Origin of the sequence: Oceanisphaera sp. IT1-181 (assembly GCF_033807535.1) — a bacterium.
Lineage (GTDB): Bacteria > Pseudomonadota > Gammaproteobacteria > Enterobacterales > Aeromonadaceae > Oceanimonas.
Window position 1 is genome coordinate 2,165,071 of sequence record NZ_CP136856.1, and the last position, 23,668, is coordinate 2,188,738.

At 50.4% G+C, this 23,668-nt stretch carries 25 protein-coding genes; 15 read left to right on the forward strand and 10 right to left on the reverse strand.

What is annotated here, in order from left to right; genetic code table 11:
* The first annotated feature begins 237 nt into the window (after window positions 1-237).
* Both R0134_RS09660 and R0134_RS09665 read left to right on the forward strand, forming a co-directional pair.
* Window positions 238-1,068 carry a S1 RNA-binding domain-containing protein gene (locus tag R0134_RS09660; RefSeq protein WP_319781694.1) on the forward strand — a complete coding sequence of 277 codons (831 nt, stop codon included), beginning with the start codon at window positions 238-240 and terminating at the stop codon, window positions 1,066-1,068.
* A gap of 250 nt (window positions 1,069-1,318) precedes the next feature.
* On the forward strand, window positions 1,319-2,305 hold the full coding sequence (locus R0134_RS09665) for a diaminopimelate dehydrogenase (protein WP_319781695.1): 987 nt from the start codon (window positions 1,319-1,321) through the stop codon (window positions 2,303-2,305).
* A gap of 96 nt (window positions 2,306-2,401) precedes the next feature.
* On the opposite strand, the gene R0134_RS09670 is transcribed toward R0134_RS09665, so the two are convergent.
* The 3 genes from R0134_RS09670 to R0134_RS09680 form a co-directional block, all read right to left on the reverse strand.
* Window positions 2,402-2,842 (reverse strand): flavodoxin, encoded by a 441-nt coding sequence (locus R0134_RS09670; protein ID WP_319781698.1) that lies wholly within the window; start codon window positions 2,840-2,842, stop codon window positions 2,402-2,404.
* A 190-nt stretch (window positions 2,843-3,032) separates the two neighbouring features.
* Window positions 3,033-3,839 carry a tRNA pseudouridine(65) synthase TruC gene (gene truC / locus R0134_RS09675; protein WP_319781700.1) on the reverse strand — a complete coding sequence of 269 codons (807 nt, stop codon included), beginning with the start codon at window positions 3,837-3,839 and terminating at the stop codon, window positions 3,033-3,035.
* Window positions 3,836-4,228 carry a YqcC family protein gene (locus R0134_RS09680; RefSeq protein ID WP_319781701.1) on the reverse strand — a complete coding sequence of 131 codons (393 nt, stop codon included), beginning with the start codon at window positions 4,226-4,228 and terminating at the stop codon, window positions 3,836-3,838. The genes truC and R0134_RS09680 overlap by 4 nt, the downstream gene beginning before the upstream one ends.
* A gap of 87 nt (window positions 4,229-4,315) precedes the next feature.
* On the opposite strand from R0134_RS09680, the gene R0134_RS09685 reads away from it, so the two are divergent.
* From R0134_RS09685 to R0134_RS09705, 5 genes are all read left to right on the forward strand, one after another.
* A complete protein-coding gene (locus R0134_RS09685; RefSeq protein WP_319781704.1) occupies window positions 4,316-5,350 on the forward strand; it encodes a DUF3549 family protein in 1,035 nt (344 codons plus the stop codon).
* On the forward strand, window positions 5,347-5,649 hold the full coding sequence (locus R0134_RS09690; protein WP_319781706.1) for a DUF3301 domain-containing protein: 303 nt from the start codon (window positions 5,347-5,349) through the stop codon (window positions 5,647-5,649). The genes R0134_RS09685 and R0134_RS09690 overlap by 4 nt, the downstream gene beginning before the upstream one ends.
* 63 nt (window positions 5,650-5,712) lie before the next feature.
* Entirely contained in the window at window positions 5,713-5,940 is a 228-nt protein-coding gene (locus R0134_RS09695) for a DUF2789 domain-containing protein (RefSeq protein WP_319781707.1), read from the forward strand.
* Window positions 5,941-5,955: 15 nt separating this feature from the next.
* Window positions 5,956-6,327: a hypothetical protein gene (locus R0134_RS09700; protein ID WP_319781709.1), complete on the forward strand. Its 372-nt coding sequence runs from the start codon at window positions 5,956-5,958 to the stop codon at window positions 6,325-6,327.
* A 3-nt stretch (window positions 6,328-6,330) separates the two neighbouring features.
* The gene (locus R0134_RS09705; protein ID WP_319781711.1) at window positions 6,331-7,104 is read left to right on the forward strand and encodes a Zn-ribbon-containing protein; all 774 of its coding nucleotides are present in this window, start codon (window positions 6,331-6,333) and stop codon (window positions 7,102-7,104) included.
* A gap of 104 nt (window positions 7,105-7,208) precedes the next feature.
* On the opposite strand, the gene R0134_RS09710 is transcribed toward R0134_RS09705, so the two are convergent.
* The gene (locus R0134_RS09710; protein WP_319781713.1) at window positions 7,209-7,739 is read right to left on the reverse strand and encodes a SecY-interacting protein Syd; all 531 of its coding nucleotides are present in this window, start codon (window positions 7,737-7,739) and stop codon (window positions 7,209-7,211) included.
* A gap of 54 nt (window positions 7,740-7,793) precedes the next feature.
* Between R0134_RS09710 and queF the strand changes: the two genes are divergently transcribed.
* From queF to R0134_RS09745, 7 genes are all read left to right on the forward strand, one after another.
* Window positions 7,794-8,645 (forward strand): NADPH-dependent 7-cyano-7-deazaguanine reductase QueF, encoded by an 852-nt coding sequence (queF, locus tag R0134_RS09715; RefSeq protein WP_319781715.1) that lies wholly within the window; start codon window positions 7,794-7,796, stop codon window positions 8,643-8,645.
* Between the two features lie 235 nt (window positions 8,646-8,880).
* Window positions 8,881-11,136 carry a tetratricopeptide repeat protein gene (locus tag R0134_RS09720; protein ID WP_319781717.1) on the forward strand — a complete coding sequence of 752 codons (2,256 nt, stop codon included), beginning with the start codon at window positions 8,881-8,883 and terminating at the stop codon, window positions 11,134-11,136.
* A gap of 39 nt (window positions 11,137-11,175) precedes the next feature.
* Complete coding sequence (locus R0134_RS09725) at window positions 11,176-12,669, forward strand: diguanylate cyclase (RefSeq protein WP_319781719.1); 1,494 nt, start codon at window positions 11,176-11,178, stop codon at window positions 12,667-12,669.
* A 29-nt stretch (window positions 12,670-12,698) separates the two neighbouring features.
* Complete coding sequence (gene ppnN, locus R0134_RS09730) at window positions 12,699-14,054, forward strand: nucleotide 5'-monophosphate nucleosidase PpnN (RefSeq protein ID WP_319781720.1); 1,356 nt, start codon at window positions 12,699-12,701, stop codon at window positions 14,052-14,054.
* A 12-nt stretch (window positions 14,055-14,066) separates the two neighbouring features.
* Window positions 14,067-14,867, forward strand: a complete 801-nt coding sequence (xni, locus tag R0134_RS09735; protein WP_319781721.1) for a flap endonuclease Xni — start codon at window positions 14,067-14,069, stop codon at window positions 14,865-14,867.
* A gap of 67 nt (window positions 14,868-14,934) precedes the next feature.
* Window positions 14,935-15,957 (forward strand): isocitrate dehydrogenase, encoded by a 1,023-nt coding sequence (locus tag R0134_RS09740; RefSeq protein WP_319781722.1) that lies wholly within the window; start codon window positions 14,935-14,937, stop codon window positions 15,955-15,957.
* Between the two features lie 556 nt (window positions 15,958-16,513).
* Window positions 16,514-16,843, forward strand: a complete 330-nt coding sequence (locus R0134_RS09745) for a hypothetical protein (RefSeq protein WP_319781723.1) — start codon at window positions 16,514-16,516, stop codon at window positions 16,841-16,843.
* Window positions 16,844-16,984: 141 nt separating this feature from the next.
* Here R0134_RS09745 and rlmM read toward each other — a convergent pair whose 3' ends face one another.
* Genes rlmM through R0134_RS09765 form a run of 4 tightly spaced genes read right to left on the reverse strand, consistent with a single transcriptional unit; the run spans window position 16,985 to window position 20,061 of the window.
* Window positions 16,985-18,076 carry a 23S rRNA (cytidine(2498)-2'-O)-methyltransferase RlmM gene (gene rlmM / locus R0134_RS09750; protein WP_319781724.1) on the reverse strand — a complete coding sequence of 364 codons (1,092 nt, stop codon included), beginning with the start codon at window positions 18,074-18,076 and terminating at the stop codon, window positions 16,985-16,987.
* Complete coding sequence (locus tag R0134_RS09755; RefSeq protein WP_319781725.1) at window positions 18,076-18,459, reverse strand: DUF423 domain-containing protein; 384 nt, start codon at window positions 18,457-18,459, stop codon at window positions 18,076-18,078. The genes rlmM and R0134_RS09755 overlap by 1 nt, the downstream gene beginning before the upstream one ends.
* Window positions 18,449-19,108 carry an alpha/beta family hydrolase gene (locus tag R0134_RS09760; protein ID WP_319781727.1) on the reverse strand — a complete coding sequence of 220 codons (660 nt, stop codon included), beginning with the start codon at window positions 19,106-19,108 and terminating at the stop codon, window positions 18,449-18,451. The genes R0134_RS09755 and R0134_RS09760 overlap by 11 nt, the downstream gene beginning before the upstream one ends.
* 20 nt (window positions 19,109-19,128) lie before the next feature.
* Entirely contained in the window at window positions 19,129-20,061 is a 933-nt protein-coding gene (locus tag R0134_RS09765) for a transcriptional regulator GcvA (protein WP_319781729.1), read from the reverse strand.
* Window positions 20,062-20,253: 192 nt separating this feature from the next.
* On the opposite strand from R0134_RS09765, the gene R0134_RS09770 reads away from it, so the two are divergent.
* The gene (locus R0134_RS09770; protein ID WP_319781730.1) at window positions 20,254-20,886 is read left to right on the forward strand and encodes a DUF2726 domain-containing protein; all 633 of its coding nucleotides are present in this window, start codon (window positions 20,254-20,256) and stop codon (window positions 20,884-20,886) included.
* An 89-nt stretch (window positions 20,887-20,975) separates the two neighbouring features.
* Here the strand turns inward: R0134_RS09770 and R0134_RS09775 are convergent, their stop codons facing one another.
* Together R0134_RS09775 and R0134_RS09780 are read right to left on the reverse strand one after the other, a co-directional pair.
* On the reverse strand, window positions 20,976-21,710 hold the full coding sequence (locus R0134_RS09775) for a 3'-5' exonuclease (protein ID WP_319781732.1): 735 nt from the start codon (window positions 21,708-21,710) through the stop codon (window positions 20,976-20,978).
* Window positions 21,711-21,716: 6 nt separating this feature from the next.
* Window positions 21,717-23,594: a putative nucleotidyltransferase substrate binding domain-containing protein gene (locus tag R0134_RS09780; RefSeq protein WP_319781734.1), complete on the reverse strand. Its 1,878-nt coding sequence runs from the start codon at window positions 23,592-23,594 to the stop codon at window positions 21,717-21,719.
* Window positions 23,595-23,668 lie beyond the last annotated feature (74 nt).

The window sequence follows — 23,668 nt, forward strand, 5'->3', positions numbered from 1 at the left end:
TACTCAAATGTGACCTTTGCAGTGTAGCAGTCACCCACCCCGTCTTGGCAATAAATCAGCGGCCATTCTCAGGCTATGGCAGGCGACTGGCTGCGTGGAATACTGGGTGCCAAATCCTAGGGGCAATGCCTGAGTTCAATGCCTGAACCCAATGCCTGAACTCAATGCCTAAGTGCAATAGTGGTCTTTAGCCTCGTGGCAGGCTAAAATCAGTTTTTTATAAAAACGGTAATTAGCATGATCAAGCTTGGCGATAACAACACTCTCCCTCTGATACGTTTAGATGATAAAGGCGGCTGGCTAGATGCCGATTCTTATGGTGAGGCTTTTATCCCTAAGCGCCAGCTTCCGGCCAACTGCCAGCCTGGCGATGAGATTGCCGTTTTTATCTATCTGGATGCAGACCTTGAGCCAGTCGTCACCACCGACCAGCCCAGAGCCACCGTCGAGCAATTTGCCACCTTGAAAGTAGTCACCAGCAATCGCCTGGGTGCCTTTCTCGATTGGGGCATGAAAAAAGATATTTTTGTACCTGAGCGCAATCAAGTGCAACCCATGGAAGTGGGCCGCAACTACGTGGTGTTTATCTATTTAGATCACGAAGGGCGCATGGTGGCCAGTAGCAAGCTAGACCGCTTTTACAGCCGTGAGCTGCCCACCTATAACGTGGGTGATGAAGTGGACTTACTGATTGCCGAGCCGACCCTGTTAGGTTTTAAGGCGGTGGTGGATAATCAGTTTGGCGGCTTATTATTTCGCTCAGATATCTCCGGTCGTTTACCGGTGGGCTTAAGTACCAAAGGCTACGTTAAACAAATGCGTGATGACGGTAAAATCGATCTCAGCTTGTTTAAACCAGGCCCTGGCAAAGTGGATGATGCAGCTGGCCTTATTCTCGACAAGCTCGAGCGTGCCGGCGGCAGCATGCAAGTCAGCGACAAAAGCGACCCCGATACTATTTTTCGCTTATTTGGCGTCAGCAAAGGTACTTTTAAAAAGGCCATTGGCGGCTTGTACAAGCAAGGCCAGATAGTCATAGAAGCCAACGGCATTCGTATTGTTAAATAGTAATTATTCGCACGCTTAGCGGTATGCAGCGCGGTAATTTCAATGCTAGTATAACCCTGTTACAAATGCAGCCTGATGGTAGAAACAGGCGGTGCTACCGCCTTTCAAGCAATGGAAATGTAACAGGTTTTATCATCTTTACGCCCTATTAGGCTGCCATAAGACTGCATTTGTCACTTTTTGCTCAGTTATGCAAATACATACAAATACTGTCTGGTTAACCAGTGCAGCTAACTAATAAGGTTGATTGATGACACAGATTAGAATCGCCATTGCCGGCTATGGCAACCTTGGCCGCGGTGCAGAAGCCGCCATTAAGCAAAGCCCAGACATGCGTCTCGTGTCCGTATTCAGCCGCCGCGATCCCGCGAGCGTCACCTTACTCGACCGCTCAGTACCCGTTTATGCCATGGACGACATCGAGCAACATCAAAACGATATCGATGTGCTGCTGTTATGCGGCGGCTCCAAGTCAGACTTACCCGAGCAAGGCCCACAGTTGGCCGGTTTATTTAATATCGTCGACAGCTTCGATACCCACGCCAAAATCCCTGAGTATTTCACCGCCCTCGATGCGCCAGCAAAATCCGCAGGCAAAGTCGCGCTCTTGTCTGTAGGTTGGGATCCGGGTTTGTTCTCGTTAAACCGTCTCTATGGCGAAGCCATTTTACCGGTGGGTGAAACCTATACTTTTTGGGGTAAAGGCTTAAGCCAAGGTCACTCAGATGCAGTGCGTCGTGTGGCGGGCGTTAAGTCTGGCGTGCAATACACCATTCCATCTGAGTCGGCGATGGCTCGGGTGCGTAACGGTGAGCAACCTACGCTGAGCACCCGTGAGAAACACACCCGCGAATGCTTTATCGTGCTAAAAGACGGCGCCGATGCCGAAGCCGTACGCTCAACCATCGTCAACATGCCGGATTACTTCTCCGACTATGACACTACTGTGAACTTTATCGACGCAGCAACCTTTAGCGAACAGCACAGCAGCATGCCCCACGGCGGCTTTGTGATCCGCAGTGGCGTAAGCGGCAGCGAAAACACCAAGCAAGTGTTGGAGTTCTCGCTAAAGCTGGGCAGTAACCCTGAGTTTACTTCTAGCGTGTTAGTGGCCTACGCCCGCGCCGCTTATAAGATGAACCAAGCAGGTGAAACCGGTGCGAAAACTGTCCTCGACGTCGCCCCGGGTTTGTTGTCTCCTAAAACACCGGCCGAGCTACGTAAAGAGCTGCTGTAATACTAGCGCCAGGCGCCCAGCACCAAGCGCCTAGCTAAAAATAAAAAAGCACCGAGCCATTAAGGTCGGTGCTTTTTGTTTAGTGATGCATGAGCATTAAATCTTCGAAATAAAGCCCGCTAACCACTTTAACGCCGGTACTTCTGGATCCAGCGTTTCACCCGCATCAACGGTCAGCATCTCGGTTACGGCTTGGGCCTGCAGCTCTTGTAATAAATCACTAAATTGGCGACCGCCACCGCAAAAATGCTCATAACTGCTGTCGCCTAATGCGACCAGTGCATAGCGTAATTGCGGCATTGGGGGGCTGTTAGCCCGTATTTCTTCAAACAGCGGCAAAATATCCGCCGGTAATTCACCTTGGCCCGTAGTGGAGGTCACCACTAACCAAAAGTGCGCCGGATTTAAATCCGCTAACGCTGCCTCTTCATGCAACACCACTTCATGGCCAGCACCGATTAATGCCTCTTCTAAGCTCTCTGCCACCGACATAGCCGAGCCATATACGCTGCCCACTATGATATCTATTGCCGTCATTTATACTCCTTAAAAAATTTAGACCGATCAAATATCGCCGTAAGCCATACGCGTTCAGCTAAAGAGACACTACAACCGAGCGTAGGGTCCAATTCATTCGACCATACGGCATACATAAATCATTATATTTTTCTCTTATCACTTTTTTCCGTGTTCTTACGTGGATTCCGTGGCAAAAACAGGTTTGGCTTTAAGCCTTACTCTTAACGCTATTTAACCAACCAAACTCTTCTACAACACGCTGCCATTGGTGATCAAGGCTCGCCTCAAGTAGCAAAGGCATACCGGTCACTGGGTGCGTTAACGCTAAGCTATGAGCATGCAATAACATGCGCTCGCTGGCATATTGGCTGCGAAAAAATCGATTATGCCGCCCGTCGCCGTGGCTGGTATCGCCCACTATGGGATGAAACAAATGCGCCATATGGCGGCGCAGCTGATGCTTGCGCCCAGTTTCAGGCGTTAAGCGCACCAAGCTGTAACGGCTGGTGTCGTGCTTTTTTGACACCGCAAATGGTAACTCAATTTGGGCCAAGCTTTGCCAATGGGTCACCGCCTCTTGAGGGGGCTTATCCAAGTCGGCAAACTTATCGGCAATGGCATCTGGCTGAAAGCTGAGCGCATAATCAAGTGTGCCCTGCTCTGGCATAAAGCCGCGCACCACCGCTAAATACTGCTTTACAACTTTATGCTCGGTAAAGGCCTCGGTAAGGCTGCGCGCCACGGCTGAGCTTTTGGCAAATAACAGCACGCCTGAGGTCGGCCTATCGAGTCTGTGCACCGGAAACACATGGCAGCCCACCGCATCACGGGTCAGCTGCATGGCAAAGCGCGTCTCGCCTTTATCCAGCCAGCTACGATGCACTAACAGACCGGCCTCTTTATTGATGGCCACTATGCATTCATCTTCATAGATAATGTCTATGCCATTGTCTATACGATTGTTGATGCAAGAGTGCGGCTCACAGCTGTTAGTGATATCGTTTGCGGTACTCATGCTTGGCGCTCAACTGGCTGGCCAGACAAGGCTTCATCTAACTGGGCAATGGCTTCGGTTAAACCGCTAGTGTCTTCCACTACCCCCGCAAAGCTCTCTTGAGCCATGGGATACACGCTAATTTTGCTGGGCAAAGGCATGCCGATGGCCAACTGAGTGCGCAAGCGCGCCAACAGCACAAATTGCAGCCACTGGGCCAAGCTCAAGGTGTCTACCGCAAACGGCAGTGTGCTGGCCAGCGCCTTGGCATCGGGCGGGGTCTCTTGCCACCAAGACAGCGCTTTTAGCTCATCTGCAATGGTATCGAGTAATTTTTTTACGGTCGCTAATTTTACGGTCGCTAACTGTTGTGTGGTGACATCTAACGGGTTTTCGGGCGCAACGGGCATCTGGCAGGTCCTCTTTAAACACCCCGCCACTATACCATCTTGCCCCCAGACTCCCTATAATCGGCGGCCATGCAACAGGAGAAACCGATGCAAATAAATACCTTGAGTGAATTTTTAACCCAGGCAGGCACCGAGTTTCGCCTTTTCGATCTGGGCCGGCGTTTACAGGCCATTGAGCCTGCCGATTTTCTGGCTATTGAAGCCCAACAACGTCCTTATCCTTGGCCATTGCAGCGCCATGCTTGGTTGGCGGTGTGCTATTGGCAAACCCACAGCGCCGATCAACCTTATATTTGGTTTTTAAAGCTGCCGCTAGATGAACGCGGTTTGTTTAATAATGGGGCGGTAAAATACTTTTTAGCCGCATTAGTGGAGCAGTTAGGCCAAGACTTAACCGCGCCCTTAAGCGATGAGCAACAGCAAAAGCTGGCACAAACGCCCTTTACCTTTGCGCCGTCTCAAGAAAAACTGGCCGCTTTTCATGCCCGATTAGGCTTAGCTCTAAACACTGCACCCTCACACTTTTATCAAGGTGCACTCGATTATTTGGCCGCGCCAGAACAACACGACTGGCAGCAATTAGGGCTACAAGGCTTGGCAGAAGTGGCCGCGCGCTTACAACAAGATGCGCCACTCAGTCAGCTGTTGGCGCGCCAATGGTCACATTTGCCAACACAGGTACAAACCGCATTTTGCCAGCAGTGTGAACATCAGCCACTGCCCGACAATATCAATCAACTGCTGCTGGACGCCGTAAACCACGAGCTAGAGCGTCAAACGCCCGATGATGAGCGTATCGCACTATTATTACGCGCCACGGCAGCCAGCCCGGCGTTTGTTGCTCGCAAGCAAAAGGTCGCCACCCTACTCGACTTGGCACCCAGCCAAGCCTTAATGCTGTGTTTAGTGGCTCGGCTTTGGCAAGAGCTCGCCGATGAAACATTATTGTTGCAGTATTTAAGCCAGCTGGCCGAGCTGCACGGGGATTTGTTTAATGGCGTGTTTAGCGAGTTGGTGTCAATGCCTGCGCTGCGACCGTTAATCTTAAGTAATTTGCACAATGCGGCATTATCGACCTCCTTAAAAGACGCGCTGGGTGCTTTATATACGGCGGATGCATGACAGAGTTAATTGGTTTAGTGGCACTACTCTTGCTTGGCGCCGGATATTGGCAGCTAAGGCGCCAAAGTGAGTTTGCTCAAGCCTGGTTAGCGCGTTATTGTCGAGGCCAAAGCTTTCAATTATTGAGTGTGTATCGCTATCGATTTGTGTGGAAAAAAGGCCGCATACTAACGCAGTTTCGCTTTGAGTTTAGCCACGATGGTCTGCAGCACAATGAAGGTAAATTGTGGCTGCATCGCCTCACCGTACTTAATGTGGAATTGCCCATCTTACGCGAGCCGGACTCACCTATGCTTTAAATCGTGAGGGGTAAAGAATAACGACGAATACGCCCTGACTTTCAACCTAAGGAGTACTTTCTGATGGAATCTATTAATCATCCCTTTAGTGAACTGTTTGAGCAATTAGGCTTAGATGCCAGCCATGAAGGCATTGAGCAATTTATTGCCAGTCACACCTTGCCCGCAGACTTGGAGCTAGCTAAAGCGCCCTTTTGGAGTGCGGCTCAAGCTAATTTCTTAAAAGAAGGCTGGCAATCAGACTCCGACTGGGCAGAAGTGATAGACCAACTCAATGTCAGTCTTAGATAAAGGTTAATCCCGTTCATGCCACAGCAGCAAATACTCACAGCCATGCAGCAACTCGCCGCCGAGGGCAAAGCGCTGACCACGGCGGCAGTGCGAGCACGGCTCACCACACCCGTGCCCTTAAGCGAGTTATTAGCGCTGGTGAGTCGTTATAAGCAAGACCCTCAGAGCTTACCGCCGCCCTTGGCAAACATAGCGGCCAGTGTGAGCACCTCACACCGCCAAGATGAGCAGGACAACCATACGCACTTGGCTGCTCGCTTGGCAACACTCGAGCACACCGTTGCCGAGCAGGCGCTCAGACTGGCACGTTTAGAAAAATTATTAATGGCCACCTTAGATGGCGAGAAACGGTTAATGGCCAACTTAAATACTGCTGTGAAGGACTGACTGATGTGGGTATGTGAACTGCACTTTGATTGTTATCAAGAAACCCAATTGGCCGAGGCAGAGCCCGCCATTCGCCAATTTATTGATGCGCTGCGCTATAACGGCCAGATTGTAGGCCGAGAATTCCCCACCGCCATGCACGCCGACGGCCTCACCGCACGCGTGGTGTGCCCCGAACAAGACAGCCTGCATGCCCGCTATCACAGTCGCCAAGTAGAGCTGGCCATCTCGAACTTGCATCAAATTGGTCTCACCAGCCCTAAGGTGGCGCTAAAAGGTCAAGATCTCAACTCGGACACCACAGATGCTTGCAGCGCGCGACCTTGGCAATTGCTCTACACCACTTATTTACATTCTTGTTCACCGCTGCGCTGTGGCGAGCACTTAGCCCCCGTTCCCTTGTACCAGATACCGGCGGTGGCCAATGGCGACTTTAAACAAGTATTAAAATGGCAAGAAGACTGGGAAGCCTGTGACCAACTGCAAATGAACGGCTCTATTTTAGAGCACGCAGCAGTAAGCGAAATTAGCGAGCCAGACTCACGCTTAAGCCAGCGCGGCCGAAAGCTCAGTAAGCACATAGAGTCTTTAACCGCGATACCCACTTTTTATTATTTGTATCGCGTGGGCGGCGACAATTTAAGCACCGAGCAGGAACGCCCCTGCCCCAGCTGTGGCCAGCCTTGGCGCTTAAGCGAGCCGTTGCATGAGGTGTTTGATTTTAAATGCGAACCCTGTCGTTTGATCTCTAATCTATCGTGGGATTTTAAGGACTAACTCAACGCCGTACGTTTGACGCCATACGCTGTAAGTCGGGATACGTTGCGGTGCTCGATTTTTACTTACGGCGTACCGCGTAAGGCGTTTACAACTCAGTTAAATCAACACACTTCTACTAAGCGTAAAAACGTCGCTAAATTGGGTGCTAGCACGCCTATCGCACCTTTGCCTAAGCGCTCTAATTGCACTTCGCCGGTTGCATTGTTTAAGGTCACCAATTTTTGCTCGTCACGGCAACTGGCCAAAAACCAGCTGGCCGGTAATTTAAGCTTTTTCATCATCAAATGATGGGCAATTTGATTTTGCTGTAACCGTTCAAAATCGGTTTCATTCCACGGCTGCAACAAAGTTAAAAATAAACCTTTAAAACAGCCCTCTATATTACCCGCGTAATAGTGGCCAAAAAACGCGCTTACATCTGCGTGCACCTCTATTTCCAGCGCGGCGGTTAGGTTCGAAAACGAGCTAGGCTCTGGTTTTAGCCATGCCTGCCAGCCCACTTGCCCAGTCAGGGCTGGCAAGAGCTCTGCAGGGGAGGGAAAATCTGCATCGTGCACCACCAAGGGAATACCGCCCACCCTACGTTGACGAGCAAATACCTCACCGAGCGCGTTCACCACTTGATCTTGCATACTAAAGTCTCACAATAAGGCCAGATCCTCTTATTCTACCTACTGGATATTGAAATGACACCCGAGCAAAAATATCAGTCAAGCCGAGCATTAGACGCATTGGAGCTTGGTAAGCAAAGCAGTTATGTCAGCGAGTATGACGCCAGCCAATTACAAGGGGTACCGCGTAGCTTAAATCGCGATGACTTAGGCTTAACCCCAGAGACACTGCCCTTTGCCGGTGAAGACTTGTGGAATCTGTATGAATTATCTTGGCTGAATCGCAAAGGTAAACCTGTGGTGGCCATGGGCGAGGTGCGCGTCCCCATCACTAGCCTTAATCTTATCGAGTCAAAGTCCTTTAAGCTGTACCTGAATAGCTTCAACCAAACCGCTTTCGATAACATTGAAGAAGTAGAGGAAGTATTAACCCGAGACTTAAGCTTATGCGCCCAAGCCACCGTAAAGGTAAACCTGCATGAGCTACAAAATGCGCCCAGCCAATTTGGGATTTTACCCGGCGATTGCATCGACCATCTAGATATAGACGTGCAGCACTATCAGCCCCATCCTGAGCTATTACAAAATATCACCGAAGACGAATGGGTCAGCGAAACCCTGCACTCGCACCTGCTTAAGTCTAATTGTTTGGTCACCGGCCAGCCGGATTGGGGCAGCGTGATGATCCGCTATCAGGGCCCGCGTATTAATCGTGAAGCCTTATTGCGCTATTTGGTCTCATTTCGCCAACATAATGAGTTTCATGAACAATGCGTGGAGCGTATTTTTATGGACTTATTACAGCATGCCAACGCGAAAGAGCTCACCGTTTATGCGCGCTACACCCGCCGTGGCGGACTCGACATTAATCCTTATCGCAGTAATGTGGCCGGCAAAGCCGCCAACGTGCGCTTGCAACGTCAATAACCCCTTTGCGGTAATCTTTAGTGAACACTTAAAAGAAAAAACCAAACTGGGTCAAAGTTCTCTTTATCTAAGAGACGGGCTCCTACATTGGCCTCCATCAATGGCGGCTTAGGTGTAATGTACGCCGTGTAACGTAAGACGCATAACGCAAGGCGTGCTGCGTCTTCGGTCTTCATTCGGTCTGCACTTATGCTAAACTCGCCGCCTATCCGCTCGCTGTACGGAATGTGTTATTGTGATTTTGTCTGTTGCCGTGTTGGTTTCTCATCTGGCCGGTGCTCCTGTGCTGGCGCCACATCAAACTGAGTCTGTTGAACTACAACGGGCGCAGCAACTTATGCTGAGCCGCCCCGCCGAATGTGTAGCCATAACCCAGCTCTTTTTACAGCGTAAAGAAATGGATCCCGCAAAGTTGGTTAACTCTCGTCAAGACTTTGACCAGCAAACTATGGCCAAGCAATATCGATCGCGCGAACAAAGCCTAACGGCATGGCAAACTCAAGCCTTGTGCCAAGCCAACGCCGGTTTAAATGGCCCTGCCAACATCATCATTAATCATGCCATTAAGCTGGCAAAGCTCTATAATCAGGCCGACAGCGAAGCGGCCAGTCTAATGATCAAAGCGAAATTTTCATTGGCACGCAAAGATGCTCAATTGGCGGATACCCTGCTGGACAAAGCCCAAGCCTTGCTTGATACGCACAGTAGCAGCGCATTACAGCAAGCATTGCCCTTGCTACAAGCCAGCACCCTCTTGTATCAGCATAAAGTGGAAGATGCCCGCTCGGCCTTTGAACATATTCGCTTGCAAGCACAAGAACAAAATCTATATATCCAACAGGCATGGGCCAATTATTTACTGGCGGATTATTATCGGTTTTTACAACAAGACGAATTGGCCCTGTCTCATTATGCCGAAACCCTCAGCCTGTTGGGTAAACGCCAACAATATTATTTAAAAGCGATGGCCGCAGAAAAAGCCGCCGCGATTAATGCGGCCTTGGGCGAGAATGAGCAAGCGATCCACTTTGCAAATCTCGCAACCAGTGAATTTGAGCTCTTAGGTAATCCCAGTCTATTAATCAGCTCGCTGATTAATTTAGGTCGGGTAACCCGTTCCAGCAATCAAGATGCCAGCCTGTCTTTGGTCTATTTTTTTAATGCGCTGGATTTAGCTAAAATCTTGGTCAATAACGACCAGATAGCCCAATTGTATTTAGAAATTGGCCACAGCTATCGCGTGCTGGGCAACGAGGCCGAAGCCCTGCATTACTTAACTCAAGCCAGAATCAATTTTGAGCGTAATAATAACCTGCCTCAGCAAATAGATGCCTTGCATCAATTGGGGCAACTGTATGTGGCCCAGCAAGAAAGCGGCTTGGCGTTATTACAGCTCGAGCAGGCGCTGCGCTTAGCGAACGGCCTTAAGGATGTGCCGCGCCTGATTGAGAGTCACCGTTTATTAGCGCAGCTGTTTGAATACAGTAATAATCCCAGCCAAGCTTTAATGCATCATAAGGCTTATCACGACTACTTTTCCCGTGCTAGCCAGCTTAATCGTTTACTCACTCAAAGCTTGGTGCAAGACAATGAGCAGCAACTGCAGCAAGAGCGGGAATTAGCCACGTTACGCCAGCAAGGCGCACAGCTGAAACAAGATAACCGGCGTTATGCCTTATTAACCGCCGTGTTAGTGCTGAGTGTGCCTTTATTGTTGTACGCACTCTGGCATCATAGAATACGTCGTCGGCACTTATTTGAGCAAAATCAGGCCTTAAGCCACTCCTTGTTATTGGAGTCGAGAACTGGGCTGCCTAATTGGCGCCAGCTTATGCTGAGGTTGCCCAAAGAGTTAGCCAAGAGTCAGCTTCGCTCTGAGCAATGGTATTTAAATGAAGAGCAAGCTCTGCCGTTTAACGACAAAATTTATTATCTGTTGCTGCATGTGCCTTTTATGGTTAACTTAAGTGAGCGCTTAGGTTTAGTGGCCGCCAGCGCATTACAACAACAGCTGGGCGAGTATTTGCAAGGGCGTATTCACCCTGCGGCGCGGCTGTATGACTTGCGTGAAGGCCTGTTTATTTATGTAATTTCTCAGCGCCAAGTTAGCTCATTGCAACAGACTCTCACTAGCCTAGAGCGCATGTTTGACGAGTTTCCATCCGCCTTTAATTTAGACAGGCGCTTAGCCATTGGCATTATTGGCCACCCTTTCTTGCCAAAAGCCCCCCATGCGCTGGATGATATGCGCATGGGTGATATTTTATATCTGGCCATGGCGGCGGCGCATGAAATTAGTAAAGAAACCGGTGACACCGCTTGGGTTGAATTGTTGGCACTGGATTGCCAGCAAGCCGCCTTTTTTAATGGCGAGATCCGCCATTGTTGCATCCAAGCGATTCTCAAGGGACTGGTGAAAGTAAATTGTTCACATAAAAAGCACCATATAGACTGGCAGGCATTAGCCCCCGAGCTGGCAAAGACCGTTTAATTTTTATAGGACGCCTACATCAGGCTGCGATGGTATTAGATGAATAACCTCGACGATAAGCTGATGTTGCAAGAACTAACATCCGTGATAGCTCGGCTAGAAAGCGTGTTAAGCGGCTTAGCCCACCCCGCTCCTGATCTGGATGTACAGACTCAAGACGCGGCTTCCAGCTTAGTCAGCCAATGGCAAAAGCTGTTTAATGGAAAATCCAGCACGACGCCCTCCGCCATGGCCCCTCAGCTGGCGGCGGAACTGGAGTTGCAATTGCTGCGCCTGCAAAATAGCCATGACAAACTCGCCCGCCTGCAACAATTAGGCAGCCAAAAGCTACGCCTAGCCGCCAGTTTATTTCAGCAATCAACTGCCAACCCGGCAGACTCTGACGAGCTACTCACCCTGTTAAGTAACGGCGAAGCCAGTCATCAAGGCCAACTGTGGCAGTTGCTCGATTATTATCAGCAAGCACTCGATAACATGATGAGCCAAAAGCAACAGTGTGAGGCGCAACAGCATCAATTGGGCTCGCGCTTACAACAGCTGGTCGAGGAGCTGCACTTTTCGGGACCGGTGGCCATAGAGCTCACTAAAATTCGCAGTCAGCTGCTACAGCCCCTCGCCACTGAGGAGCTGGCAAGCCTGTGTTTGCGCTTAATTGACTTGACCATTGAAGGGCTGCGCTTTGAACGTAAAAATTCCAAGCAATTTTTGGCCAAAATACACTCAGATCTTGAAGCGGCTCATCAGTATGCGGCCATCACTCTCAGTGAAGAGCAATCTTTGTGTGACGCGCGGGCGCATCATGGCCAGCACATTGCCGGTGAGCTCAGAGCCATAGGCGAGCATTTATTTAGCCAAGAGAACGAGCAGCTTAAAGCCGATATCGCCGTGCGTATGCGCAGCATTAACCATATTTTGGTGCAAAACGAGCGCCTGCAAGAACGTGAACAGACCTTGCTACAACGCATGGTCGAAATGGAACAACAAATTAGTGATCTTAAGCAAGAAGCCGGTCATTTCCAGCAACAACTTAGCACTCAAAATGATAAGCTGTTTGTAGATAGTTTAACGAAAATTTATAACCGAGCCGGCATGGACCAACGGCTCGAAGTAGAATATCGACAATGGCTACGCGATGATAAACCCTTGTGTATTGCCATGCTTGATATCGATTATTTCAAGGATATTAATGATAAATATGGCCACCTCGCCGGCGATAAAGCGCTGCGCCTGATTGCCAAGACCTTACAAAAATCAGTGCGCGAGAGCGATTTTGTGGCCCGCTTTGGCGGTGAGGAATTCGTGGTGCTATTAAACAATGTCAGCCAAGACAACCTCGAAAAACCGTTACAAAAACTGCGCGAACAAGTGAAAAATATTCCATTTCGCTTTAAAGAAGAGCCCGTTACTATCACTATTTCCTTAGGCGCCACCCTCTTTAAACAGGGCGACAGTATTCATTCTGCCTTAGAGCGCGCCGATCAGGCCTTATATCGTGCTAAACACGCGGGCCGTGATCAGATAGTCATGGATTGACCTAATAACAAAACATCACAGGAGTGATTATGATCACCCATATAAATCCAGTCGGCAGCATGAACTTGCTGTCACAAATTGAAGTGGACAACCTTAAGCAGTCGGCGCGAGGCAACCTGTATCAGTTGTTTCGTAACTGTGCGCTGGCAGTCCTAAACTCCGGTAGCCAAACCGACAATTCAAAAGAAATTTTAGACCGCTACACCTCGTTTGATATTAACGTGATCCGCCGTGAGCGCGGCGTGAAGCTTGAGCTGTTTAATCCACCGGTGCATGCCTTTGTGGACGGCGAAATTATTCGCGGTATTCAAGATCATTTATTCTCGGTACTGCGCGACATTATTTATGTCAACAGCAAGCTGCAGCATGAAGACGAACAGAACCTCACCTCTCCCCAGCACTTAACCGATTTGGTATTTTCTATTTTACGGAACGCCAATGCGGTGCACCCCGGTCTAGAGCCCAATTTGGCCGTGTGTTGGGGCGGTCACTCCATTTCTGCCATTGAATACCAGTACACCCGAGAAGTGGGTAATGAGCTGGGCCTGCGAGAAATGAATATCTGTACCGGCTGTGGCCCAGGTGCCATGGAAGGCCCCATGAAAGGGGCGGCTGTTGGCCATGCTAAGCAAAGAGTGAGCGGCAGCCGTTATATTGGCCTTACAGAGCCCTCTATTATTGCCGCCGAGCCGCCGAACCCCATCGTGAACGAGCTGGTGATATTACCCGATATTGAAAAGCGCCTTGAGGCTTTCGTGCGCATGGGCCACGGCATTATCGTGTTCCCGGGTGGCGTGGGAACGGCGGAAGAGATTTTGTATATTTTGGGTATTATGATGCACCCAGAAAACCGCAATCAGCCGATGCCGATTATTTTGACCGGCCCGAAAGAAAGTGCCGACTACTTTCGCAGCATGGATGACTTTATTGGCAGCACCTTGGGCCCCGATGCGCAGGCGCTCTATCAGATCATCATCGACGATCCTGCCGAAGTCGCACGCCGCGTGAAAAACGCCATGCCACTGGTACGCGATTATCGCAAGACGGTGGGCGACGCCTATTCCTTTAACTGGTCGTTGCATATACCACCAGAGTTTCAACTGCCGTTTGTGCCGGATCATGCAAACATGGCCAGTCTTAACCTCAATCGCGATCAGCCACCCCAGCAATTGGCCGCCAACTTGCGCCGGGCCTTCTCGGGCATAGTCGCGGGTAACGTGAAGGAAGGTGGCATTAAGGCCATCGAAGAGCACGGCCCCTTCTTGCTCAACGGCGAGCCAGAAATGATGTTGATGATGGACAAGCTGCTACAGCAATTTGTCGAGCAACAACGCATGAAACTGCCAGGCAGCACTTATGTACCTTGCTATCGCATTAACCGTTAATTTTTAGCCGTTATGCAGTTATTGATCCTGGATGCGCTCAATCTGATCCGCCGCCTCTATGCGGTACAGGAGCAGCAACATCAAGATAGCGACGCCGCGCTGGCCGCCACCAGCGCGGCACTGACCCATGCGGCCACCCGCTTATTGCGCCAGTTTCAGCCCAGCCACGTGGTGGCAGTGTTTGATGGCGCGCCTCAGGGTTTTCGCCATCACCTGTATCCAGATTACAAAGCCAATCGCAAACCCATGCCCGCCCCCTTAGCCGGCTACTTAGGCCAATTACAGCAAGATTTATGGGCACTGGGCATTGATGCGTTATTATCCGACACCGATGAAGCGGACGACTTGATTGCCACCTTGGCGCGCACCCTCAGCCGCCACGGTAAACCCAGCGTTATCGTCTCCACCGATAAAGGGTTCTGCCAACTGCTTAATCCGCATATTCAGCTGTGGGATCACTTCAAACAACAAGCGCTCACCGCCTCTTTGGCGGAACAACAATTTGACTTGAGCATTGCACAACTGGTGGATTACTGGGCGCTGACCGGCGTGTCCGGCAGTGCCATCAAAGGCGTGCCCAGCATAGGCCCAAAACGCGCCCATGCACTGTTAACCCGCTGGCACAGTTTAGATCAATTGCTCGCCGAACTGCCTAGTGAAGAGAAAAGTGAGGCGCTCAATAAAGAACATAGCACCGTGCTTAAACATCAACAGCAGGCGCTGCTCGCCCGACAATTAGTAAAGCTGGTGGATGACATAGAGCTGGGTTTTAATTTACAAGATCTACGCCATCACAGTTCGACCAAGGGCTGATAGCCGCTCCCTCCGTTACCTGCTATAACCTAGCGCTTGAATGTATTCAACTGACGGAACCTATTTCATGACTCAACGCAGTATTACCGTGATCCCCGGTGACGGCATCGGCCCCAGTATTGTTGAGGCTGCCATTCGCATTTTAGACGCAGCAGGCTGTAATTTTCACTATGACTACGCCGACGCAGGCTTAATGGCACTAGAAAAACACGGCGAACTGCTGCCCCAGCGCACCCTAGATTTAATCGCCAACAATAAAATTGCCCTCAAAGGCCCGCTCACCACCCCCATTGCTGGCGGCTTTACCTCCATCAATGTGTCGTTGCGCAAGCACTTTAATCTTTACGCCAACCTGCGCCCTGTGGTGTCGTTTGAGGGCACAAAAAGCCGCTTCGATAATGTCGATATTATTACGATTCGCGAAAACACCGAAGGCATGTATTCCGGTGCCGGCCAAACCCGCGCCAGTGATAACAACAGTGCCGAGGCCATGAGTATCGTGACCCGCGAAGGGGCCGAGCGCATCACTGAATTTGCCTATCAGTTAGCAGTAAAAGAAGGCCGTAAAAAAGTCACCATTGTGCACAAGGCCAATATCTTAAAATCCACTTCCGGCCTGTTTTTAGAGGTGGCCCGCGAGGTGGCTTTACGCTACCCACAAATAGAAACCAACGAGATGATCGTGGATGCGGTGTGCATGAACTTGGTCATGTATCCCGAGCGCTTCGATATTATCGTCACCACCAACTTGTTTGGCGATATTATCTCCGATCTGTGCGCAGGCCTCATTGGCGGCTTGGGCATGGCTCCGGGTGCCAACATAGGTAAAGAAGTGGCTATTTTTGAGGCGGTACACGGCTCAGCACCGGACATTGCTGGCCAAAATATTGCTAACCCTTGCTCGGTGATTTTAGCCGCCATACAAATGCTTGAGCACCTTAGTCAGCAAGATAAAGGTATGCAAGATAAGGCGGAGCTAATTCGTAGCGCCATGCGCAAAACCATCAAAGATGGCACCACAGTCACCCGCGACTTAGGTGGCAACGCCAGCACCACCGAATTTACTCAGGCCATTATTGCCAATCTGTAAGCCGTGAGCGGTGAGGCGTGAAGGCGTGAGGCAAAAATTAAAGACTCACGCAAAAACCTATGCATATAAAGGGCCAGTCGGCCCTTTTTTGTGCTTAAAAAACAAGCAAAATATTTACTTACTCTCAGTGCTTGGCGACTATAGTTAGTGACTACAGACTAAGGTTTATGATTATTGGTCAAGGTTAATGATTGGCGATAAGAAGGTTGGTGATTATTCGGTACAGTTAATGACATAGAGAGGTAAGGCTATGGACGGTCGACTCGCACGGCAGCAGCTACTATTTTTCCTGCCACTTTTTATGTTTATGACTCCCTGTCTCGCCTTTGAGGAATATTCCTCCCGCCGTTCACCTAATCTCAACACCCTACCCGCACCTCCCGCTCGACTTATCCCTAATATAGCGCCAGCTCCGCCATTGGCTGCAGTTAAGACTCCCCCCCCAGTGAGCGCACCGGCGGTTACCTTATCGACCGTTAACTCTGCTGTAGCCCTTAACTTATCGTCTCTGAACTTAACGCGGCTAAATTTAGTGTCATTTACCCCGCAGAACATAATGGCGAGTAACACCGACTTATTTGCCTTGATACCCAAGCGCTATCAAGTCCATGTGGAGCTAGTACCCAGCGGCCCTATTCATGAGGGCAATCAGCGGCTCAATGTCTATCCCAGTTTTCAGCTCACCTCCCAAAGTTCATTGGGGTTTTCGTTCAATAAATTCAGACCCCGTTTTAATATCGAGCGCGCCGGCCTGCAAACCTCACTGCATTTAAGGGGTGATGGCATTAAGCTCAACTTTCGTCCCACCGCCATCAGCACCCAACTGGAGTTCGATGTGAAAATTACCAATGACGAGTCGCGTCTAGATTTAACGTATCGATATTGAAAGCTGAAAGTCATAAACAACGGCACAAAAAAGCACCGAGCCTATTACAGACTCGGTGCTTTTACGTTTTTAGCTGAGCTTTGGACACTTAGCACTGGATTTTATACTTCACCCTTTGCGCCTCCTCACTCTTCACTCTTTTTATTCTTTCGGTATTAATTTCGCCACTTTAAAGGGGCGATACACGTGCACGGTAATTTCTTCGCGGTCGTGATACAGCTGCTTGGCTTGTACATGAAAACCGCCAAGCTCTGCTAACTTAGTTTTAAGCTGATTTAAATTATGCACGGCTTCTGCATAGCGCTTTTTCATCGGCAGCTTGAGGTTAAACACCGCTTCTTGGCAGTTTTCTTCCACTAACCAGGCCGCCATAATGGACACCACACGTGCTGGCTTTTCTACCATATCAGACACTAACCAATAGGTATTTTGGCGCGCTGGGCGCCAGCTAAAGGCGTCATCTTTATAGTGTTTCACCTGTCCCGTGTCCATCAGCTTGGCATCCATAGGGTTATGGTCGATGGCCGTCACCATCATATCCCGAGAGACCAACTGATGGGTCCAACCGCCAGGTGCAGCACATAAGTCTACGGCACGCATGCCTGAGGTTAAGCGCAGCTCCCACTCGTGGCGCGGAATAAACACATGAAAGGCTTCTTCCAGCTTTAAGCTAGAGCGACTCGGCGAGTCAGAGGCAAAGCGCAAGCGCGGGATACCCATGTGAAACGGCGAGTTATTAAAGGAGTAGGAATACCCCAACAACGCGTGATTATTGGCCAGAAAAAACAGGTGCAACACCGGTCGATTGTTCATCTCTTTGCGGGTCAATAACCCTTTGCCGCGCAAGGCTTGACGCATCGGCACGGTAAATTTACGGCAAAATTTAGACAATTCTTTGCCATCATTGGTGTCGGGCGTTTCTACGCGAATATCACCGCACAGCTCCATGCCCTCGGCCGCTTCCAGCAAAGGCGAAATGCGATCGTCCAGCGGTAAGTCTTTCACTTCTGCATGCACTACCAGCATTTGGCGGGCGAAGATCAGCTCGCGATACAATAACTTGCGCGCCATTAAATCCGCATCGTCGGGGCCAAAGCATTCATAAATCACAAAGCCACTGTCGTCCTTGGTGCGGGCAAAGCCGGGGCAGCCAAATTCTCCTGCCTTGTCCTGAATTTCCGCTGCCGCCTCTTTCTCAAACCCAGGGCGACAATATATTAATAACTGTTTCATCAAGACCTCAACCAAGTGCGACCGGCCAGCAACACGCTTAACCATCCCGCCATAAAACATACGCCACCCAGTGGCGTAACAAACCCAATCCCTTTGGTACCGAGCAGCACCAAAGCATAAATACTGCCACTAAATAAAAACGTGCCTAGTGTAAAGAAAACCATCGCCCATTGCAGGGGTTTTACGATTTTTACGCGCAGCGCTAACACTAAAAATAACAGCGCCAATCCATGCAAAAACTGATATTGCACCGCCGTATTAAAGGCACTTACCAAGTTAGGTGCCGCCCCACTGGCCGCTAAGCCATGGGCACCGTAGGCACCCAGCCCAGTGGCGGTTAGGCAAAGCAGTGCGGCCACATAAAATCCAAATTTAGCGCTCAAGAATAAAGCTCCTCATGGCGGCGACGATGGCGGATAAATTTTGGTCTAAGTTGGTGCCCGAGGCTTTGCGTGGGCTAAAGCTGTGATCGCCATCTGTTACCCACATCGTTTGTATTTGTGGTGACAGATCATAATTTTGCACCGCCGCTTTATTACCAAAATTATCCCGCTCGCCCTGTATCAATAACGTGGGCGTCATTAAGTTCGCCAAATGCTCACCGCGAAACTGTTCAGGCTTGTTCGGTGGCGTAAACGGAAACCCCAAGAGGATCAGTCCCTTGGCGGCGGGCTCCTCCGCCTCTAGTTCGTTCATCCTTAATTCATCCGCCCTTAATTTATCAACCACAAGCGACGCCATGCGCCCACCGAGGGATTTTCCCGCCAAAAATAATCGAGGATGGGCAAATTGTGCCGCCATGTCTTGCCAACAGGCTAATAAGGCCGGCGCGCGATCCGGTGGCCGACGGCGACCATCGAGTCGCGTCTTTTGCATAAAAGGGAATTCAAAGCGGATCACTTGAATATGTTTATCAGCCAAACCTTTTGCGAGGCTGGCCATCACCGCATGCTCCATACCGGCACCGGCGCCGTGGGCCAAGAGCACCCGATTGGGCGCGTCATCAGCGCCATTAATTATTACGTTTTTCATCACTGACATCATTCTCGTTGTTAGCTGCCGAGGGCACCCTCGCTTATCAAGCCAGCCTTGGTTTGCTGTTCTTTCTCGACCAGAGCCAGCATCCAATCGCGAAAGGCGGCGATATTGGTTAAGCCCGCCTCGGACGCTTGGCACACTACATAATACGCCTTGTTCGATAGCAACACTTGTTCAAACGGACACACTAAACGCCCCGCTGCCAACTCAGGCTCAGCCAAGACACTGTGACCTAAAGCCACGCCTTGACCATGAATCGCCGCTTGCAACACCATAGATGAATGACTAAAGATAGACCCTTGATGCACGTTGGCCGCCACCAAACCGGTTTGTTTATACCAAGCTTGCCAATCCGCCCGCGAGCCATCGTGCAATAAAGTGTGAGCCGCCAAGTCGCTTAACTTACTCAGTGGCTTAGCGCCCTGTAACAAACTGGGGGCACACACCGGAATTAAATATTCACTGTGCAGCTTTACCGCGCTTAAGCCCGGCCAATGACCCTGGCCGTAGTAAATCGCCACATCCACATCATCAACCAGCGAGCCTTCATTTAAGTCCACCGCCTTAATGCGCACATCAATGTCTGGATGCTCAGCACTAAACAAGGCTAAGCGCGGCACCAACCACTGAATGGCAAAGCTGGGCTGTAAGCAGACGGTTAAGCTGCCCTTAGCACTCACCGCCAACAGCCGCTCGGTGGCATCATGAATATCGGTAAAGATATCTTTTATATCCAGAAAATAGCGCTGCCCGCCTTCAGTGAGTAGCAAGCAACGGTTACGCCGATAAAACAGCTTTACGCCCAAATACGCTTCTAAGGCCTTAATTTGATGGCTCACCGCCGCTTGGGTGACAAACAATTCTTCGGCCGCGCGCGTAAAACTCAGCAGTCTTGCGGCAGCTTCAAATGCCCTTAGCGCATTGAGCGGAGGCAGACGTCGAGGCATGGCGCCCTCATCAAAATAACGAATGGCGCGATTATAAGTGCCACCGCCAGCACAAGCCAGTCTAGCGGCGCCAATCTGCCATCTTTTAGTCGTGAGGCTTAACGCGATTAAGCCATGGGTAAGTGTTCATATTCAACACCCGCCTCTGTTACACTGAGTCATGCGGTATCCCTCTTTTTATTCAGGCGCTCCATGATCAAGATCCCCCCCGTTTCTATGCTCGACTGGCTGATTTTTATTGCCGTAGCATTAGTGTCATTACTGCTGTTAATGGCGGTATTAAAGCGCATCTTGCGTGGGCCTCTTAAGCTGCCCTACCAACAAAAACTGCTCTTTAGCCCAGAAGCCACCGAGGCTTTACGCTTGATTGATGATGCCATCGGCAACCAGTTGCGGGTGTTTGTGTCCGTGAGCTTGGCGGAGTTTATCGCCCTAAACCCCACGCTCAAAAAAGCGCAGCGCGAGCAGGCTTGGCAACAGCTGTACGGGGAAACCGTAGATTTTGTGTTGTGCTCACCCCAAGATTTGAAGATTAGAGTCGCCATCGTCTTAGCTGACGACAGCTTAAGCAAAGCTGACCAACGCAAGCAGCAGCAATTATGGCAAGCACTGCAGGCAACCGGTTTACCCATTATCGATATTTCGCCGAAAGCCTGGCCCAGTGCGAGCAGCTTGCGCGCCGATATTTTAACGGCATGCAAGGCTCCGAGCCCAGTTACCGCCCCCAGCAGTAGCAGACTTGGCCAATCCCGCGTTGAGCCGGTATTAAACTTCGATGATATGACGGATCCAGACGCCGAAGACGAACCTGAAATAAAGCTGTAAGCCGTTACGCTATACGCCGTAAGTTAAACGTTAACGCCGTCTTTCTTGACTGACAGCGTACGGCTTAAGGCGTATAGCCGTCTTTTGCTTCATCCCCAAATATCACCAATGGCAGTGTCTGGCTGATAGTGGTGAGCAATTTGCGCTTGCAGTAACTCAGCGGTGGCTAAGGCGTCGGTCAGCGCATGATGAGGTTGATAAAAAGGCAGATGATAGCGGCTACGACTGTCGCTCAAGCGAATCGACGCCGGTTTTTGACCACGCAGCCGCGCCCACAATCCCAGCGGCTTAGCACGATGCATCAAAGCTTCCAGCTCCATGGTGTCCACAACCGGAAACTTAATTCCCTCGGTTAATCTCGCCTGTAACGCACTGGCTAAAAAACTGCGCTCTATCTGTTTATGGTGTACCACTACCACGGCACCGGCGAGTGCCGTTAATAATTCATCCAGCACCAGCAACAAGTCTGGTGCGGTTTGTATTTCCGAATGGGTGATGCCGTGGATCACCACCGCTTCTTCGGCCATGGGTTTATGGGGATTCACAATCCAGTGCTTGGCCTGATGCCAACGAATACGCTGCAGGGTAAATGGCACCAGCCCGATGCTGACAATGGCGTCCTTTTTTACATTCAAGCCCGTGGTTTCAAAGTCCATGGCCACAAAAGGCACATCGCTCAGTGGGGTGTCGCCACTCACGGCACCCGCACGATAAAAGCGCTCCAGCCGATAATCTCGGGCACTGCGCGCTAGCTCGCTAAATAGTTCTGGCCAAGGAGGCACTTGATAAGAGTGCTGTATTTCTGTTGGACGCAAATAAAACATAGCGGCTTAGCTCCGGTTAGGCTGATAACGAAACTTCATGAACTTTTGCGCATTACTTAGAATTTGAAAAGCATCCTTTAGATTGCGCCGCTCAAAGTCCGATAAGTTATCGGGCTCAATATTATTATCCGGCTCATTACCCGCCTCCAAGTCCAGCGCCTGATGGCGAATACGCACAGTGGCAATAAACTCCATAGCATCACGCAAGTCTGGGCCTCGGCCTTTGGGTAACAAACCCGACTCAATCACATCATTTAACCGCTCAAAGGAGTTGTGCGCTTGGGAGCCCACCGCCAATGCATGCACGCGGATTAAATCCGCTAGGGGTGCCGTGCCGCGACGCTTTAAGTTAATGGAGTTATTGTGTTTACCGTCTTGCTCCATCACAAACTCTTTAAAAAATCCTAACGGCGGCGTACGCCCCAGTGCATTACGCGCCATGCTGGCTAAAAAGCGTGGGCTGCGCTGCGCAAGGCGGGAAATTAAGCCGTTGAGCTGATCCGCCCATTCGGTTCTGCCATAGACACCGTCCAGATCAAAAAAGATCGAACTGTTCAGTAAAGATTGCGCATTGGGGTTCACTATCCAGTCGCTAAAGCACTGCTCCCATTGCAGGCGCGTTTTTTGCCACTGCACATTGGTGGCCATAATATCGCCGGTGCAATAGCTATAACCACAGGCGGCCAAGCCATCGCACACTCGCTTAGCCAGCGTCGCAAAATAGTCGCCATGCAAGGCGGCATCATAATTATTATCAAGGATCAGCGCATTATCTTGATCAGTAACAATCAGTTGCTCATCGCGCGCCATAGAGCCCAGCGCTAAAAAACAATAGGGCACCGGCGGCGGCCCAAGTTCGTATTCGGCCAGCTCTAATAAGCGTTGCTTAAAACTGCGCCCAATGCCCGCCATGGCGGTGCCGATCATTTGTGAGTTAGCGTCTTCGTTAACCATACGTATAAAACAGGCTTTCACATCATCTGCAATCGCCGCCAACTCGTCGATATTTTGCGCCTTAAAAATATGGCGCACCACAAACAGGTTGTTACGGGACTCGTGGCGCATCACATCCGACAGTGCAATCACACCCACCGGCTTACCTTTGTGCAATATGGGTAAATGGTGCAGGTTATAGCGCAGCATCAACAGCATGGCTTCAAACACGAATTGGCCACTTTCTAGGGCCACCAGATCTTGCGACATCACCTCTGCCACGCCCGTATCCGTTGGCAAGCCTTCGGCCAGCACCCGTGCGCGTAAGTCATTATCCGTTAAAATGCCGACGACCTGCGGCTCCCCCTCTTGGTTATTACCCTGTTCAGACAACACTAAAATTGAAGACACGCCTTGTGTCGTCATTTTTTGTGCCGCCGCTAACACAGTGGCCGACACCGCTATGGTGACCGGCTCCCGCGCAATTAACTCGCCCACTGTGGAGGTTAGCAATTCATCACCGCCGCCTTGGCGGGACACCGCTTGGCGCAAGCGCGCGGTATCTTCTACCTCCACATAATCAGCAAAAGATTCGTGCTCATCATAGAGTGCATTAAACAGGATCTCCGGCAGGCAATACACCAAGGTGTCTTCTAGCGCGGTGGCAGACATGCGCACCTTGTTGTTCATCAACAAGCCCATCTGCCCAAACAGATTGCCGACACTCAATCGGTTATGCAGCTCGCCACTGCGCCTGTGCATTTCGACGGCGCCACTGCGGATCAGATACAAGTCCTGAACCAAATCTCCGTAATTCAAGATGATGGTGCCGGCGCGGTAATAGGCAATTTCTATCTGCTCGGCAATGGTGGTCAACGTCTCATCGTCCAAGCTATTAAATGGCGGAAAACGACGAATAAAACCTAAAATTTCCAGTTGTTCTGCCTGCATAGCGCCCTCCAATGTATAAAAACAAAAAGGCAGACGAAATCTCCGCCTGCCCTTCGTTTATGATTTGCTTAAAT